At 51.4% G+C, this 14,640-nt stretch carries 12 protein-coding genes; all 12 read left to right on the top strand.

Annotated elements, in window-relative coordinates; genetic code table 11:
• Positions 1–107 precede the first annotated feature (107 nt).
• The 12 genes from G7Y50_RS07100 to wecB all read left to right on the top strand — a co-directional run bounded on the left by G7Y50_RS07100 (position 108) and on the right by wecB (position 13,636).
• Positions 108–1,325 carry a nucleotide sugar dehydrogenase gene (locus tag G7Y50_RS07100; RefSeq protein ID WP_165051527.1) on the top strand — a complete coding sequence of 406 codons (1,218 nt, stop codon included), beginning with the start codon at positions 108–110 and terminating at the stop codon, positions 1,323–1,325.
• Between the two features lie 4 nt (positions 1,326–1,329).
• Positions 1,330–2,445 carry a glycosyltransferase gene (locus tag G7Y50_RS07095; RefSeq protein WP_165057006.1) on the top strand — a complete coding sequence of 372 codons (1,116 nt, stop codon included), beginning with the start codon at positions 1,330–1,332 and terminating at the stop codon, positions 2,443–2,445.
• Positions 2,429–3,625 (top strand): O-antigen ligase, encoded by a 1,197-nt coding sequence (locus G7Y50_RS07090; protein WP_165051546.1) that lies wholly within the window; start codon positions 2,429–2,431, stop codon positions 3,623–3,625. The genes G7Y50_RS07095 and G7Y50_RS07090 overlap by 17 nt, the downstream gene beginning before the upstream one ends.
• Positions 3,626–3,711: 86 nt before the next feature.
• Complete coding sequence (locus tag G7Y50_RS07085; protein ID WP_165051556.1) at positions 3,712–4,881, top strand: glycosyltransferase family 4 protein; 1,170 nt, start codon at positions 3,712–3,714, stop codon at positions 4,879–4,881.
• A gap of 79 nt (positions 4,882–4,960) precedes the next feature.
• Positions 4,961–6,262, top strand: a complete 1,302-nt coding sequence (locus tag G7Y50_RS07080; RefSeq protein WP_255464131.1) for a polysaccharide pyruvyl transferase family protein — start codon at positions 4,961–4,963, stop codon at positions 6,260–6,262.
• Positions 6,263–6,518: 256 nt separating this feature from the next.
• Entirely contained in the window at positions 6,519–6,914 is a 396-nt protein-coding gene (locus tag G7Y50_RS07075; protein ID WP_206214798.1) for a DapH/DapD/GlmU-related protein, read from the top strand.
• Between the two features lie 11 nt (positions 6,915–6,925).
• The gene (locus G7Y50_RS07070) at positions 6,926–8,089 is read left to right on the top strand and encodes a Coenzyme F420 hydrogenase/dehydrogenase, beta subunit C-terminal domain (RefSeq protein WP_165051573.1); all 1,164 of its coding nucleotides are present in this window, start codon (positions 6,926–6,928) and stop codon (positions 8,087–8,089) included.
• Between the two features lie 4 nt (positions 8,090–8,093).
• Positions 8,094–9,551 (top strand): oligosaccharide flippase family protein, encoded by a 1,458-nt coding sequence (locus tag G7Y50_RS07065; protein ID WP_165051594.1) that lies wholly within the window; start codon positions 8,094–8,096, stop codon positions 9,549–9,551.
• Positions 9,548–10,354 (top strand): SDR family NAD(P)-dependent oxidoreductase, encoded by an 807-nt coding sequence (locus tag G7Y50_RS07060; RefSeq protein ID WP_165051603.1) that lies wholly within the window; start codon positions 9,548–9,550, stop codon positions 10,352–10,354. Before G7Y50_RS07065 ends, G7Y50_RS07060 begins: the two co-directional genes overlap by 4 nt.
• Positions 10,333–11,370, top strand: coding sequence for a hypothetical protein (locus G7Y50_RS07055; RefSeq protein ID WP_165051611.1), 1,038 nt, complete (start codon positions 10,333–10,335; stop codon positions 11,368–11,370). Before G7Y50_RS07060 ends, G7Y50_RS07055 begins: the two co-directional genes overlap by 22 nt.
• Positions 11,336–12,412, top strand: coding sequence for a glycosyltransferase family 2 protein (locus G7Y50_RS07050; RefSeq protein WP_165051620.1), 1,077 nt, complete (start codon positions 11,336–11,338; stop codon positions 12,410–12,412). Before G7Y50_RS07055 ends, G7Y50_RS07050 begins: the two co-directional genes overlap by 35 nt.
• A 135-nt stretch (positions 12,413–12,547) precedes the next feature.
• Entirely contained in the window at positions 12,548–13,636 is a 1,089-nt protein-coding gene (gene wecB / locus G7Y50_RS07045) for a non-hydrolyzing UDP-N-acetylglucosamine 2-epimerase (RefSeq protein ID WP_370458007.1), read from the top strand.
• Positions 13,637–14,640: the final 1,004 nt, after the last annotated feature.

Here is a 14,640-nt window from a genome sequence, read left to right as displayed (position 1 = left end):
TTCCGACTGGCTCGGTTTTGTCTGTGATGCTGCGCAGTCAATCGTCCTGACGGGCCACGACAGGTTGATCTCATATCGCATATCCATAAATGGAAGGAATGAAGACGATGGTTAATGTAATCGGTCTTGGCTACATCGGGCTGCCCACTGCCCTTATGATGGCCTCTCACGGCGTCGAGGTGGTGGGTACGGACTACAACGAGGAACTCGTGGCAACGCTCAATGCCGGTCGCACCACCTTTAAGGAGGAGGGCCTGGACGAGCTGTTCGCCGAGGCGCTCAAGGCTGGTATCAGATTCACTACCGAGTATCCGGTGTGCGACACGTATATCGTTTCGGTGCCCACCCCCTACGACAAGGTCAGCAAGAAGATCGACCCTGGCTATGTGGTCGCCGCTTGCAGGACGGTTCTGGAGGTAGCTCCCGAGAACGCAGTAATGGTGGTCGAATCCACAATCTCCCCGGGTACGATAGATCGTTTCGTGCGTCCTCTCTTGATCGAGGCGGGCCGCGGGGACGTGGCGCTCGTCCACGCCCCCGAGCGCATCATCCCCGGCAACATGGTCCACGAGCTGCTGCACAACAACCGAACCATCGGCGCTGATGACCCTGAGGTGGGCGGGCGCGTGGCCGAGCTGTACGCCAGCTTCTGCCAGGGCGAGATCGCCGTCACCGACATCCGCACCGCTGAGATGACCAAGGTGGTGGAGAACACCTTCCGCGCCGTCAACATTGCCTTCGCCAACGAGCTGGCGAAGGTATGCCGCGTGGGAGGCATGGACGTGCATGAGGTGATACGGATTGCCAACAAGCATCCGCGCGTCAACATTCTCCAGCCAGGCCCTGGCGTTGGCGGCCACTGCATCCCAGTGGACCCCTGGTTCCTCGTGGGCGACTACCCCGAGACTGCGAGCCTCATCCGCCTGGCGCTCCAGACCAACGCCTCCATGCCCGATTACGTCCTGCGCCGCGCACATGAGGCCATGGCAGAGAACGGCATAACCGACCCCTCGAAGGTCGGGATCTATGGGCTAACCTACAAGGAGGACGTGGACGACGTGCGCGAGTCTCCGACGCTCCAGATGCTGGAGTCCATGGAGGAGCACCTCTGCGGGCATGCCGTCAAGGTCTACGATCCCTGGGTCGAGCGCGACGAGGTCCCGAACCAGGTGCACTCCATGGAGGAGTTCCTGGACGGCCTGGAGATGGTGATCGTCATGGTCGGCCACAGTCAGGTGAAGGGAAGGCCCGAGGCGTTCGGCGATTGCGTCTTGGTAGACCCGCGCGACGTCATGGGCGACGGCGAGAACGTCTGGAAGCTGTGAGTTTATGTTATCAATGAGGGTACTCGTTCTGGCAACCACATATCCTGATCCGGCTGGCGGAAAAAGTCTCATGTATGTACATGTGCGCAATGTCACTTACAGAGACCATGGAATTCAGGTTACTGTACTCAATTTCTCTGCCAAAAATGAGTACAGGATTGATGGGATAGATGTGATTCCTGAACGAAATGTAACCAGTGACCTTATTCAAACATTTGATATTGTGATAGCTCATGCACCTAATATACGGAAGCATTTTCGTCTACTGCGACGATATATTGATGAAATATCTCACCTTGTGCTTTTTGGACACGGCCACGAATTTCTTCGCATAAATGATTGCTATCCTCCCGAGTTTCCCTTCGCGAGGAATCGGCTGAGGCGCATAACCGTTCAGGATGTCTATGATCTATTCAAATTGAAGTGTTGGCGGAGATTTATTTCCGATTACGCAGATAAAACTACTTGTGTAATGGTTAGCCAGTGGATGCTCAATTCGTTTTGTAAGTACGTGCTTCGCGGTGCGGATGCCAAAGGACTGGATATTCGTGTTATTCCCAATGGGATAGGTAAGGTCTTTCTGACGTACTCATATGACGAGAAATGTGACAAGGAATTTGATTTTATAACCATACGTTCAAGTTTTGATTCGCCAAAGTACTGCATTGACGTTGTAGTAGAGGCTGCAGTTCTCAATCAGAACATGAAATTCTTGCTGATTGGAAAAGGAGACTATTTCAAATATAACGAACTCCCGAAAAACATGACTTTAATTGACAGGACTCTTTCACATGAGGAAATGCTCAAGTATGTTAACAGATCTAGATTTGCATTGATGCCGACGAGGCAGGATACACAGGGTGTCATGGCATGCGAGCTAGCTACTTACGGCATTCCAGTTATCACCTCCGATATCGAGATATGTCGCGAGATGCTCTCATCGTTCTCTAACGTTTTACTTTTAGACACAGACAGCTTGGCATTAAACTTGAGAAAAGGTAGAGCGCTTTGTGAAGCTGTCGAAATGAGCACGGATAAGAACCTCACATTTTCTGAAGAGAATACCGTTAAAGTTGAGATTTCCTTGCTTAGAGAGCTTGCGAATGGGAAAAATAGCTAGAAACGAAGAGAAAACACTGTATCTGAGTGCGATTCCAGGTGCCTTGACGCTGGGTCTAGTGTATCTGTTTGACAATATGGTTTTCGTTGCCTTAGGTTACGCTTGTCTAATTGCTTGTGTGCTAATGGTTTATGGGTATCTCATTCGAACGGGAAAGAAGCTCGATTCAATTCTTCTGTTTCTCGTAATTGGGACTTGCCTCTGGAACCTTTTTGAACTTGCGAAGGACCCAAGCGGTCTTGCGATACGGACTTTTGCAGTGGAAATCGTGGCGTACTTGTTTTTGCTAGGGATGGTCGCCGTTGGTTACGAGAGCGTTATCGTTCGTTCTTTTAGGAAATGGTTACTAGCTTTATGCTTGCTTCTTTCTCCATTTGTTCTTGCAATTGTCGTTGCAGGAGGTGGTGATGCGCATATAAGAATGTTTGAATCTGTATTTAGTATGACAATCTACAAAACACTTCTAGCGGTATTTTGCGTACTGCTGTTGGAGTGCGAGAGACGATTCGTGCTTTGCGCCTCATTCGTAGTTCTATTTATTCTCATTGGAGATAGGGCCTCTGCAATATGTTGTGCAGCTGGTTTGCTTGCCTATTGGGGCTATGGCTTTCTAATCCGCCGTCGACTGGTTTGTTGGGGAGTATTCTGTTCAATCATTTTCTTTTCAATTGCGGTGCCTCTTGTGTACGTTTCGTTGTACGGTACAGTTTTAGGATATGAAATAAATCAGTTTTCCCGAGACTATTTCGGTTCGAATTTCTTCTCAGGGAGAAATATCATCTGGGATCAGGTGTTTTCCGCAATCAGCGAGAACCCTGTGCTGGGAAATGGACTTAATTCTCGTGTTTCCGTTGGCGTCATCAATGGAACTGATGGAGTCGGCCTGTCTTTTCATAACACATATCTGACCATACTGTTTCAGGGAGGGATAGTAGGGTTTGCTCTTTTCGTAGGTATTCTGGCTCGATTATGGTCCCTTGTGTTCTCCGATGGCAAGGAGTCGAAAGTCAAACGAGTTGCCTTTTGCTCTCTTATCATGCTTCTCGTTCTTGGTTGCTTTGAGGTAACGATGATTCAAAACACCGTCAACGTTGCGCTAATGCTCTGGCTTTTCGTTGCCATGGGAAATACCGCCTCCGAGGCAAGTGTTTTGATGCGAGATAAACAGGGCGCTCTGTAAAGGGGGTTTGGCTTGTTATGGGGATCCGCCCTGGCTACGGATGGAAAGGCCATCGATATGTCTCAATGTAACGAGGAGGAACGCTCTTGAGTCGCTCTATAACAAACGTAATAATTGTCCATATCGGTGATGTGATTGCCTTTCCCCCTGTCTTGAATGTGGCCAGATTACTTGACTCTGCCGGTGTTGATGTCTGTCTCATCTCGACGAGAGACCACCCAGAAGCTGACTATGCGGCATCTTTACCCTCTGGGGTAAGCATATCTCTGCTCTCTTCGCCTTACTCTGGCAAAGAGCCTATCGTATCCAAATTATTGGATGTCGTCCGTCTCAAGGGCGAGCTTTGGCGGCTCATTGATGCAAGCTATTCGTCCAAAACCACGCTTATTTGGGTATCCGCTGACCTCTCTATGAAGTTTCTTGGTCGAGAGATCCTTCGCCGGAACTACGTTTTTCACGTCATGGAGTTGGCAGAATGCTTGAGTTATCGGCTTGGACATAGATTTCCCGCAATGGACGCCGAGGCCATAGGTAACTCGTCCTTGGCTGTTATTGTGCCCGAGCGTACCCGTGCTCATATCACGCAGGCATGGTGGAACCTCAAAGATTTACCCCTTGTGCTTCCCAACAAACCTGTTGACAACGGTTCTTTGGAGAGGTCCCAGGCCATAAGTGACTACGCTGCCCGTTCCGTTATGGATGCTGTTGCGGGTCAAAAGATAGTACTTTATCAGGGCATCACACACCGAGAGCGCCCCTTGAAGCCCTACTTAGAAGCAGTGGAGCTTCTCGGTGGCGAATTCGTTTTTGCGACAATGGGTATAGAAGACCCTCTTGAGAATCAAGTAAGTGATCGATACATTCATATTCCCTACGTTCAAGCACCGAGGCACCTTGAGGTTACGAGTAACGCCTATATAGGTGTCCTCTCCTATTTTCCCTTCAGGGGACACCTCTCGCCGCTCAATCCTCTATTTTGCGCCCCTAACAAGACGTTTGAATATGCCAAATTTGGTATTCCTATGCTCTCAAACGCAAACCCGAACCTCAATTATATCTTTGACATATGGGGCTGCGGAAAGACTGTATCATCCTTTGACGCCAAAGCGATAGCGCAAGCTATTTCAGCCATTGACTCTAATTATTTAACGATGTCTGCTGCCTCCAGGGCTTATTACGATTCTGTTGACATGTTTGCCCTTATGGGCGATATCTTGAAGACGGTTGAGGCACGGCTTGCTGAGCGTAAAAGATAACAAAACCATATTTAATACTATATATTTTATAGGGGCCGCATATAGGTGGCCTCATTTTATAGAGAGCTGAGGTGTGCAAATGCCCCAAGACAGGAAAACTACTCACAAATTATTTGAGAGCGCCGCCGTTAGGCCGGAACAACCTGTATTCTCTCTTTACGGCATAGGGGGTCTGTACAACTACGGGTGTGAGGCTATTGTGCGAGGAACAACTCGTATGTTGCGCGAAGTTTACCCCAATGCGAGGGTGAGATACTTTTCGCCTAGAGCGCGGGATGACGTGCGACAAGTTGCTGACCTAGGCATTGAAGTGGTGCAGCTAAGAGCTGGACGCAGGAGTATGCTGCTGCGTGTGCTCAATAGAGTGGCTAGGACGCTATGCATTCCTTTCGACTCGACACGTGAGAACTACGGGGTCGTGCTGGACGGTACGGACGTGCTTGTGTCTATCGGGGGTGACATTTACACCATCCCGGCTTATTTGCGATTACGGCGTCGCTATCCGTATTTCAATAAGCTTGTACGTATAGGGGAGTTGGCACAGGAACGTGGCATCTCCGAGATGGTGGTCGGTGCTTCCGTGGGCCCTTTTGGAGACTGGATGCCGGCTGTAAACTACTATTCGAATCACTTATGCGATGTGGATCTCATATGTTGTCGTGAGAGGCGCAGCATGACTTATTTGGAATCAATAGGTGTCTCCAATAATGTGTGCCTTTTACCCGATCCTGCTTTCTTTGTAGAAGATGAGGGCGCAGGTAATGGCTGGGTGCACGCCGAGTACTTGGGCGTGAATTTAAGTCCACTGTCCTTGCGAGAGATTAATGGAGCCGTGTCAGATGCTGACATCTTGCGGTTAGCGATGTTGGTGCAGTGCCTTATGGATCAGGTGAGTATGCCTGCGTTGCTAGTTCCGCACGTACTGTCTCCCAATCCGGGTGACAATGATTCTGTGTTCCTGAGGAGAGTATACAACGCCATGGATGACTTTCACCGTGGGCGTGCCAAAGTGATTGAGCCCACTGGTTTTTTGGATGCTAAACGTCAGCTGCGTCGGTGTTGCCTCGTGGTTGCCGCGCGCATGCACTGCGCCGTGAACGCCATGTGCGAGGGCGTTCCGACCATCTTGCTCTCCTACAGCCAGAAGGCGCAGGGGATGTGCGAGTTCGTTTACGGATCGGATCGCTGGGCGCTCCCGTTAACCGAAGCTGATGAGAAGCTGCCCGGCAAACTCGTTGAGCTTCAGGGGGAATCGACCAAGGTTCACGAGCAGCTTGTTGCTCGGATATTAGACATTAGATCAACGCTGAAAACGACTAGCGGTTTTAAGCAGCTGGAACATGTTCTTCTGAGTCAAAAGACAAATTCTGCTCGGCAGTAGAAAGCTGGGGTTAGGCATGCTGAAAGGCCTCAATAGAAAAGTTCATATGGCGCTGCGCATCGCGTACCTAAGCGTCCTGCGCTTATGCATGAACCCGGCCGCAAAAGGTGTTGTCATACCTTTTGCGGGGTCTCGAATTCGCATGGCGCGAGGGGCAGAGCTTCGAGTTAACGAAGGAGCGAGGCTATTCATCAATACCAATTGCGTCAGCCGAGGTGAGAGAAAGTCCACTATCAGATTGGACAAAGGAGCGAGGGTGAGAGCGCTTGGTAGCTTCTCATTTTTCTATGATGCCGATGTCGTTGTGTTTCCGGGAGGCGAGCTCACCCTCGGAAGCGGCTACATCAACTCGAGCTGCAAGATTCGTTGCGCCAAATCGATAAACATAGGGAAAGAGGTCGCCATTTCACATGACGTGACGATTATGGATTCCGATCATCATTCGATTTGCGGCCAACCGGTCGCTGCAAGACCGGTTGTAATAGGCGATCATGTATGGATCGGAACTCGATCGACTATTCTCAAGGGCGTTACCGTCGGTGAAGGATCGATAGTCGCAGCGGGGGCACTTGTTACCAAAGACATACCGCCCAACTCGTTGGTCGCAGGCATCCCTGCAAAGGTAATTAAGGAGGGTGTCTGGTGGGATTGAGAAGACCGCATGTGGGAAAGACGGTAAATGCGACGGATTGCACAGGATGCACGGCCTGCCACAGCATCTGTCCGACGAATGCGGTTTCCATGCAACCGGATAAGAAGGGCTTCCTCTGCCCTTGTGTTGACGAGAACGCGTGCGTCTCGTGTGGAAAGTGCGTGCAGTCATGCCCCGTCTTGTCATCATCGCCAGACTCGGCCCTGACGCCAGTTATGCACACATATGCTGCATATTCAAGAAATGAAGATACTCGTTACCTAAGCACCTCGGGGGGTTTGTTCACCGAGCTTGCAACCGAGGTACTTCTCGAAGGAGGAGCGGTATTCGGTGCGGCGTACGACAAGGACAACCAGATAGCCCATATACTTGTCGAGGATATAGGTGATCTTCCGCGGCTTCGGCAGTCGAAGTATGCCCAAAGCGACAAGAAAGAAACCTATCTGGAAGCGAAGCGCCTTCTTGATGCTGGGCGCAAGGTTTTGTACGCTGCAGCTCCGTGTGAGATAGCCGCATTGAAGACGCTAGTTGGCGATCCAGCGAACCTCTTTACCGTTGATTTCCTTTGTCTAGGGTGCAACTCGCCCCTTGTCTATCGCAAGTATCTCGAATCATTGGAGAGAAACGCTGGTAGCCGTGTGGCGAAGGTTTGGTTCAAGAACAAAGAGATCAGCTGGAATCAATTCTCGACGAGGGTCGACTTCGACGACGGAAGCGTTTATCGCGAGGATAGAGACACCGACGGGTTCATGCGGGGATACATCGTCCACCCTCTCTACGTACGCGAATGCTGCGAGCGTTGCCGCTTCAAGGGCACGCCTCACGGCAGTGACGTGACCCTGGGAGATTTCTGGGGCGTTGAAAGGGTCCTTCCTGACATCGATACCTCACATGGCGTCTCCGTTGTGTTCGTTAACACGACGCGAGGAGTTGGACTGTTCGAGGATGCCGCATCTCGACTCGTCTGGAATGAGGTGCCCTTTGAGCAAGCGCTGACACCCGCCAACATGAACGCTTTGACTCGCTGCGTGAAGCTTGACTCGCGCTCTGAGAGCTTCTACGCCGATCTTGCGGCTCATGGTTTCGACTACGCCATTCGAAGAAACGCCTCTGATTCATTCCTTTTGAGGGCGAAGAGGCTGATTCGCAAGCTCTTGAGCAAGGGGTGCGTTTAACTCTATGGGGGGCATTGCGCGAATAGGCTCTGCACTTGGCTACAATATAGCCGGGCTTTGCGCGAGTAAAGGAGCTGCTTTCATAGCACAGGTGCTTGCCTCCCGCATCTTGGGCGCAACACTTTATGGTCAGGCAAGCATAGTGGTCAATACCACAGCGGTGTTTGCAGCCATGGCTGCTTTGGGGCTGGGGGTTCTGACGACCCGCTTTGCTGCTGAGCTAAGAGACAGCGACAAAGATCGCCTCAATCGAATACTCGGCATGTCGGCTGCTGTAGGGTTTGTGTCATCCGTGTCCTTTGCTGTCATTCTTTTCGCGGCGGCGGATACGATCGCGCAATCCCAGCTCGGGTCCTCGTCGATGGCCCCCTACTTAAGAGTAGCTGCAGTAACGCTCGCGTTTTCCACGTATAACGGAATCCAGCGGGGAACACTCGTTGGTTTGGAGCGCTTTCGACAGGTGATGACGGTTGACATCGTTTCAGGGATGGCGAACATCATATTCTGTCCCGTTGCGGCTACTCTCTGGGGAGTGGACGGCTACATCGTGGCACTTGCTATTGTTGCCGTGGTCACTAACCTGGTGTACTGGGTTTCTGTTAGGAGGGAGCTGAGGCGCTTTAGTTTAAGGCTCGATCTTAAAGGTGCGAAAAGCGAGCTGCGACTGCTGGGCTCCTTCGCTCTGCCGACGATGCTTGCGGGCGTTCTAGTCGGTCCGGTGAACTGGGTCTGCGGCGTCCTTCTTATCAACTTGCCCGCAGGTTATGCCGAGTACGGCCTCTACTCTGCTGCCTTCCAGTGGAGAACGATGGTCACCACCGTTCTTGGCGCGTTCGGAAACGCGATGCTTCCTATTCTTATTGCCGCCAAGGATTCGGATGAAAGCATCGAGAGGCTCAGCATGTTAACTGAGTGGATCGTTGCAATAATGATATCTGCACTCATCGCTCCGTTTTCTGGTGTGCTGACTGTTCTGTACGGCGAAACATATGACGCAACGAGCTTCTCCGACTGCATGACAGCGCTCATGGCTTCGTGCGTGGTCGGATCATATCTCAATGGGGTCAATCGAAAAGTGATCCAAAGGCAGAAGATGTGGACAGCCTTCATGGGCAACCTGATCTGGGCGATAGCGACCATCTTTTGCACGGTTGCACTCTTGAGTCTCGGCGCTGTCGGCTTGGCATGCGCTGTTCTTGCGGGCTATGCCATCATGCTCACGTTCATGCTCGCTGTGCTCTATTTTCAAGGCGCGTTCGACATGGGCATGCTCTTCAACGTGAGGGTCGGTGTTGTGTGGGTGCTTCTCGTCGCCTGGATGGCGCTGTCATTTATGGCCGATTCGGTGGCGCTGAAGCTCCTTGCGAGTTCCGTTCTACTGATCGGCGTCGTTAAGGCTTTTGATTTGGTCAGGCTGGCGAGGAAGCTGCTATCGACGATACTGGACAGAAGGGCTCTATGATTGAAATACTGAAAAAGGTTAAAGACGTGTTGGCAAAGCAGCCCGTCTATGCAAACGTCAATGTTCTCTCAGCAGACGCGAGGTTACAAGGGCGGTCTGCACTTGTAACCGGCGCGACGAGCGGAATTGGCCTGGCGATTGTCGAAAGATTCAGCGACGAGGGAGCGGTCGTGCATGTGACAGGAAGAAACGCCTCGAAGCTCGCAGAGTTGGGCGAGAGGGGATTTGTCGCACATCAGCTAGACGTTCGAGATCGAGCAGCCATTGCGCGCGTTATGGAGGACGCGTTTTCGTTGGATCCCCCCAGCATTTTGGTCAACAGCGCCGGGGTGTACAGGTACGCCTCGTTCCTTGATTGCTCAGAGGAGAAATGGGATGAGGTGCTTGACTCGAATCTCAAAGGGACTTTCTTTGTAACCCAGGAGTTCTGTAGGCGAGCCATCGAGAGGAAGATAGAGGCATCTGTGATCAACATTGCTTCGAACACGGGACTTATGGGCGCATGGTCATGTTATGCGGCTTCCAAGCACGGGATATGCGGCTTGACGGAGGGTCTTGGCAAGGAATTACTCGGGAAGGGAGTTACGGTGAATGCCATAGCGCCTGGACCCGTTGCTACTCCTATCAATGGGAGATCCTCGGAAAGCGAGCTGGGGTATCCACCAGCGTCTGACGAAAGGATGGCCGTTGTCGAGGAAATCGCCGATCTTTCTGTGTGGCTCGTTTCGTCTGCAGCTCGCCATATGACGGGTCAGGTCATTGCATTGGACGGAGGCGAGTCATGCTCGTTGATGCGCTGCTAGTCGTTTTAATCGTCGCGATGGCTCTCGTCGCGTGCGTCTTTGTGGCGAATGTGAGATACCTCGGAACGAACCACTGGAAGCTCAAGGTCTTGCAGCTGGAGAAATACATCGAAGAGGTGCCGAGGGAGCTGACCGTGGCCAATCTCGGCTCCGCGCATGCGCGCGAAGCGTTCGACTACCAGGCTGCGAGGGTCAAAGGCTTCAACTTCGCGCTCAAGTCGCAGACCCTTTCGTACGATCTTGCGATACTTCGCCGGTATTCGGACAGATTCGCGACTGGCGCCATCGTGATCGTTGCCATTGCCCCGCTATTGTTTGCTGTGGTTCACTACCCGGGGCAGAACAACCGAATGTATTACCATTTTCTGCCTCGTGAGGACATCAGGGAATACAGCCCTCTGATTGCGCTTCAGGAGCGTATGTTGCCCGTTCTGTCATCGAAAAGGGCTTTGCTCTCTGTTGTGAGGGATGCTTCCGTGACGACGCCAGTTCGTCAGTGCACGAGTGAAGAAGAGCGGGAAGAAGAAGCACTTTGCATGGAGCAGGCATGGTGTAGGAACTTCGGCCTGGAGAATCTGAAAGATGCTGCGCCAGCAGAAAGAATGGCATCAGAGTTCGAAGTCAATCGGAAGTACCTTCGCGAGATCGTAGAGCAAATTAGGGTAATCGGCGCCAAGCCCGCTCTGGTCATCCCGCCGATGACAGACGTAATGCTCAATCGCTTCTCGGATGCGTTCCTTAAGGCTTTCATGTACGACAACATTGTCAAATCAGGCGTAGATGCGCCGGTTCTCGACTATTTACGCGACGAACGTTTCATTAGAAGGCATGAGTTTTTTTTAGACTCCGAATTATTGAACGGAAGCGGTTCAAGCGAGTTTACTCGAATCGTTCTAAACGACTTGGAATCTGCGGTAATTACCAGTCAGGTGCAACTTGTGAATCGGGAATCGCATCTCGGCAGTGCCGAGAAGGATGGTTTTGGTTCTAGTCAAAAAGTTGGTAGAAAACCTTGAAAACAACGGTAGCGGTTGGCGTTCCGGCAAGAGTGGTCGAATATCGAATAGCGAACTGAGAGGGTTATCTTCTATGGAATCAAAAGTGGACATATCAATTATTGTTCCCGCGAAGAACACGGAACGTTACATCGGCGAATGCCTCCAGTCCCTCGTGAATCTCGACAGTAGGGGATTCGTCTACGAGGTTTTGCTTGTCGATGACGCGTCAACTGATGGCACGAGATCAATTGCGAGTCGGTTTTGCGAGTGCTACGAGAACTTCTTTCTTGTTGATGGCCCGGGTGTTGGTTTGGCGCAAGCTCGTATTGAGGGGCTAAAGCATGCAAGGGGAGAGTATATCGGATGGGTCGATTCGGACGATTATGTCCAGCCCGCAATGTATAAAGTTCTAATTGATAAAGCGAGGAAAACAAATGCGCAGATTGTCCTTTGTGACTATGTCTTTTTCCCAGCAGAAACACCCCGAAAGAAGAAATGGTTCAGACGGATTGATGGGCAGGCGACTCCTCATACAGTAGAGCGCAATACGCAGCTTTGGAATAAGCTTTTCAAAAAGGATTACCTACGAGCAGCTAACTTTTCGGGCATGCTTGAACGATGTAGCGATGGATCTTGCTCTCTGTTGCTTGCGATGGCAGAGAGAATCACGACCGTAGATGATCAGCTCTACTTTTATCGCGTTGGCCATGTCTCTATGAGTTCGTCGTATGCCAGCGTAGAAAAATACAGGGACAATGTGCTTCTCACAAAGGCTCAAAGAGTAATTTCGAAAGAGTTTGGCCTGGATAGCGAATGGTCCTCTTATTTTGATTATCGCGTGATCTATTCTCTGCTGCAACTCGCATTAATATCCGCACGAAACAACAACTTATCCGAGTATCGTTTGGCATGTGACGAGCTGCGTTCGATGGATTATCTCAATAATATATACCTCAAGCCAATTCTTATAGAGAATCATGGTTTGGCCAAGGCGCTTCTTTTTGGCCGAGTCGTTCCCTCGTCGTGGGCAGCGGCTAAGCTTATCGGCTCAAAGTTCTAATCTGCAGAATGGCGGTTCGAAGTTTAGGGTATCCCGGATTTAGTGGGCGCTGGTTTTTTGAGATGCCCGATTTGCTCTCATAGTGGAAATCAAAGAACCTAGCGGTATTGTAAAAGGAAAATGACAATGAAAATGATGCTGGTATTTGGTACGCGACCGGAAGCAATCAAAATGTGTCCTCTCGTGAACGAGCTAAAGGGAAGATCTGAGAAGTTCGAAACTGTTGTCTGTGTAACGGGTCAACATCGAGAAATGCTCGATCAGGTGTTGCGGGTCTTCGATGTCGTGCCAGATTACGACTTGGCGATCATGAAACCTGGTCAGACGCTCTTTGACGTGACTTGCAACGTGTTGCTGAATCTCAAGGAGGTGTTGGAAGCTGAGCGTCCCGATGGCGTGCTTGTACACGGCGACACGACGACGAGTTTTGCGGCGGCCTTGGCTTGCTTCTACCTGCAGATTCCTGTGGGGCATGTGGAGGCGGGCCTCCGCACCCACAACCTCCAATCTCCTTGGCCGGAGGAGTTCAATCGGCAGGCTGTTGACGTAGTGAGTCACTGGTATTTTGCGCCAACGGAGGCATCTAAAAAAAATCTGCTTGATGAGTGCAAACCAGCTGATCGTATTTGGGTGACTGGCAACACTGGCATCGATGCGTTGCATACGACGGTGCGCGATAGTTACTTCCACCCTGAGCTCGATTGGGCTGTCGGGAGCCGTCTCATCCTCATAACGGCGCACCGCCGCGAGAACCTTGGCGAACCCATGCACTGCATGTTTCGTGCCATTCGTCGCGTCATGGAGGAACGTCCGGACACCAAGGCCGTCTACCCGATCCACATGAACCCGCAGGTACGGAAGGCCGCCCACGAGGAACTCGATGGCTTCGACCGCCTGCGCATCATCGACCCGCTCGAGGTGGTTGACTTTCATAACTTCATGGCTCGGTCGTATCTCATTCTCACGGACTCGGGCGGCATCCAGGAGGAGGCGCCCTCGCTCGGCAAGCCCGTGCTCGTCATGCGCGACACCACCGAGCGCCCCGAGGGCGTGGCGGCAGGCACGCTGCGCCTGGTCGGCACCGAGGAGACGACCATCTACCGAGAGTTCTCGCTTATGTTGGACGACCACACCGCTTACGAGTCGATGTCGCATGCATCCAATCCCTACGGCGATGGGCACGCAAGCGAGCGAATAGCCGACGTTCTGGCGAATGAGCTGTAAGGAAACCACACCATAAACACTAGGGACCAGCCACGGTAGGGCCGACCCTTACAAAACTTCGGAGGTTTTTCATCAACAAGCACAGTGGCATCAAAGCCCTACTGTGGCAAACATCTTATCAACAAACCCAAGATGGGAGGTCAAAGCTGTCACAGCATATAGCGCTATGTCGAATTGCCGCATTAGGAAACGCGGCAACGCCTGCCAAGCCGGTTGAACTCCCGTCGAACCGAAAGAATGTCCGCATTTAATGCTACCACCACATATCCCAAACACGACGGCTTGCTGGGATTATAAGTAAGGGATTAACGCTTTCGATGCGCTACACCAGATCAGAACTCCTCTTCAAGCTTACTCAAAAGCGCCCCTTTTATTTCATCGTCATTAAGGAGTGCTAGAGCAAAAGTCTTTTTCCCGGCATCCTTGAGAGAGGCACCGATATGGTAGACGGTTTCGTCGTCGATGACCAGAAACCTGTCATGAAAGTCGCTGGTCCTGCAAACTTGGGGTATCCAGGATTTAGTGTGGACGATTCGAGCAAAAGCTTAGCCTGATCTGCGATGATGAATGTAAAACACAGTAAAGTCGATGGAGGTTCTGCCAAATTAGCCTGATTTTAGGGCGCACCTACCCAAGCCCCTTACAGGGGTATTTCAAAAAAAGTGATGTCGAACCTTAAAAACCTAGAACAAGCGCATCGCCTCCGAGAGATCGGAGGATCCGCCATGTGCGGCCTACTCGTTGTAGTTGGGAAGTGCCACGCCTCCCGGTTCTAGGCAAAATGTTAGGTAGTAAACCGCAATAATCAACTCGCCATCAGGCAAAACACTCTTAATTGAACGTATCTTTGACAACTAAAACACCTGTTCAAACCCGTTTTTGGGTACAACGACCTACGCCCTTGATAGGGCTGATTTTTGAAGGTTCGATTTTTAGTGCCCTACGAGCACAGGTAGGCCAGGGGCATCACTACCTTCTTGCGCAACAGCGCGGCGTAGATCAAG

The sequence above is a fragment of the Adlercreutzia sp. ZJ176 genome (genome assembly GCF_011038975.1).
Classification (GTDB): domain Bacteria; phylum Actinomycetota; class Coriobacteriia; order Coriobacteriales; family Eggerthellaceae; genus CAAEEV01.
The sequence above is the reverse complement of the archived record's forward strand: the minus strand, read 5'-3'. Positions and strand labels throughout refer to the sequence as shown.

What these genes read in the sequence shown, in the direction of transcription:
- G7Y50_RS07095 (WP_165057006.1), top strand. Translation starts at nt 1,330, where the DNA reads ATGTTATCAATGAGGGTACTCGTTCTGGCAACCACATATCCTGATCCG.
- G7Y50_RS07055 (WP_165051611.1), top strand. Translation starts at nt 10,333, where the DNA reads ATGCTCGTTGATGCGCTGCTAGTCGTTTTAATCGTCGCGATGGCTCTC.
- G7Y50_RS07080 (WP_255464131.1), top strand. Translation starts at nt 4,961, where the DNA reads ATGCCCCAAGACAGGAAAACTACTCACAAATTATTTGAGAGCGCCGCC.
- G7Y50_RS07060 (WP_165051603.1), top strand. Translation starts at nt 9,548, where the DNA reads ATGATTGAAATACTGAAAAAGGTTAAAGACGTGTTGGCAAAGCAGCCC.
- wecB (WP_370458007.1), top strand. Translation starts at nt 12,548, where the DNA reads ATGCTGGTATTTGGTACGCGACCGGAAGCAATCAAAATGTGTCCTCTC.
- G7Y50_RS07100 (WP_165051527.1), top strand. Translation starts at nt 108, where the DNA reads ATGGTTAATGTAATCGGTCTTGGCTACATCGGGCTGCCCACTGCCCTT.
- G7Y50_RS07065 (WP_165051594.1), top strand. Translation starts at nt 8,094, where the DNA reads ATGGGGGGCATTGCGCGAATAGGCTCTGCACTTGGCTACAATATAGCC.
- G7Y50_RS07090 (WP_165051546.1), top strand. Translation starts at nt 2,429, where the DNA reads ATGGGAAAAATAGCTAGAAACGAAGAGAAAACACTGTATCTGAGTGCG.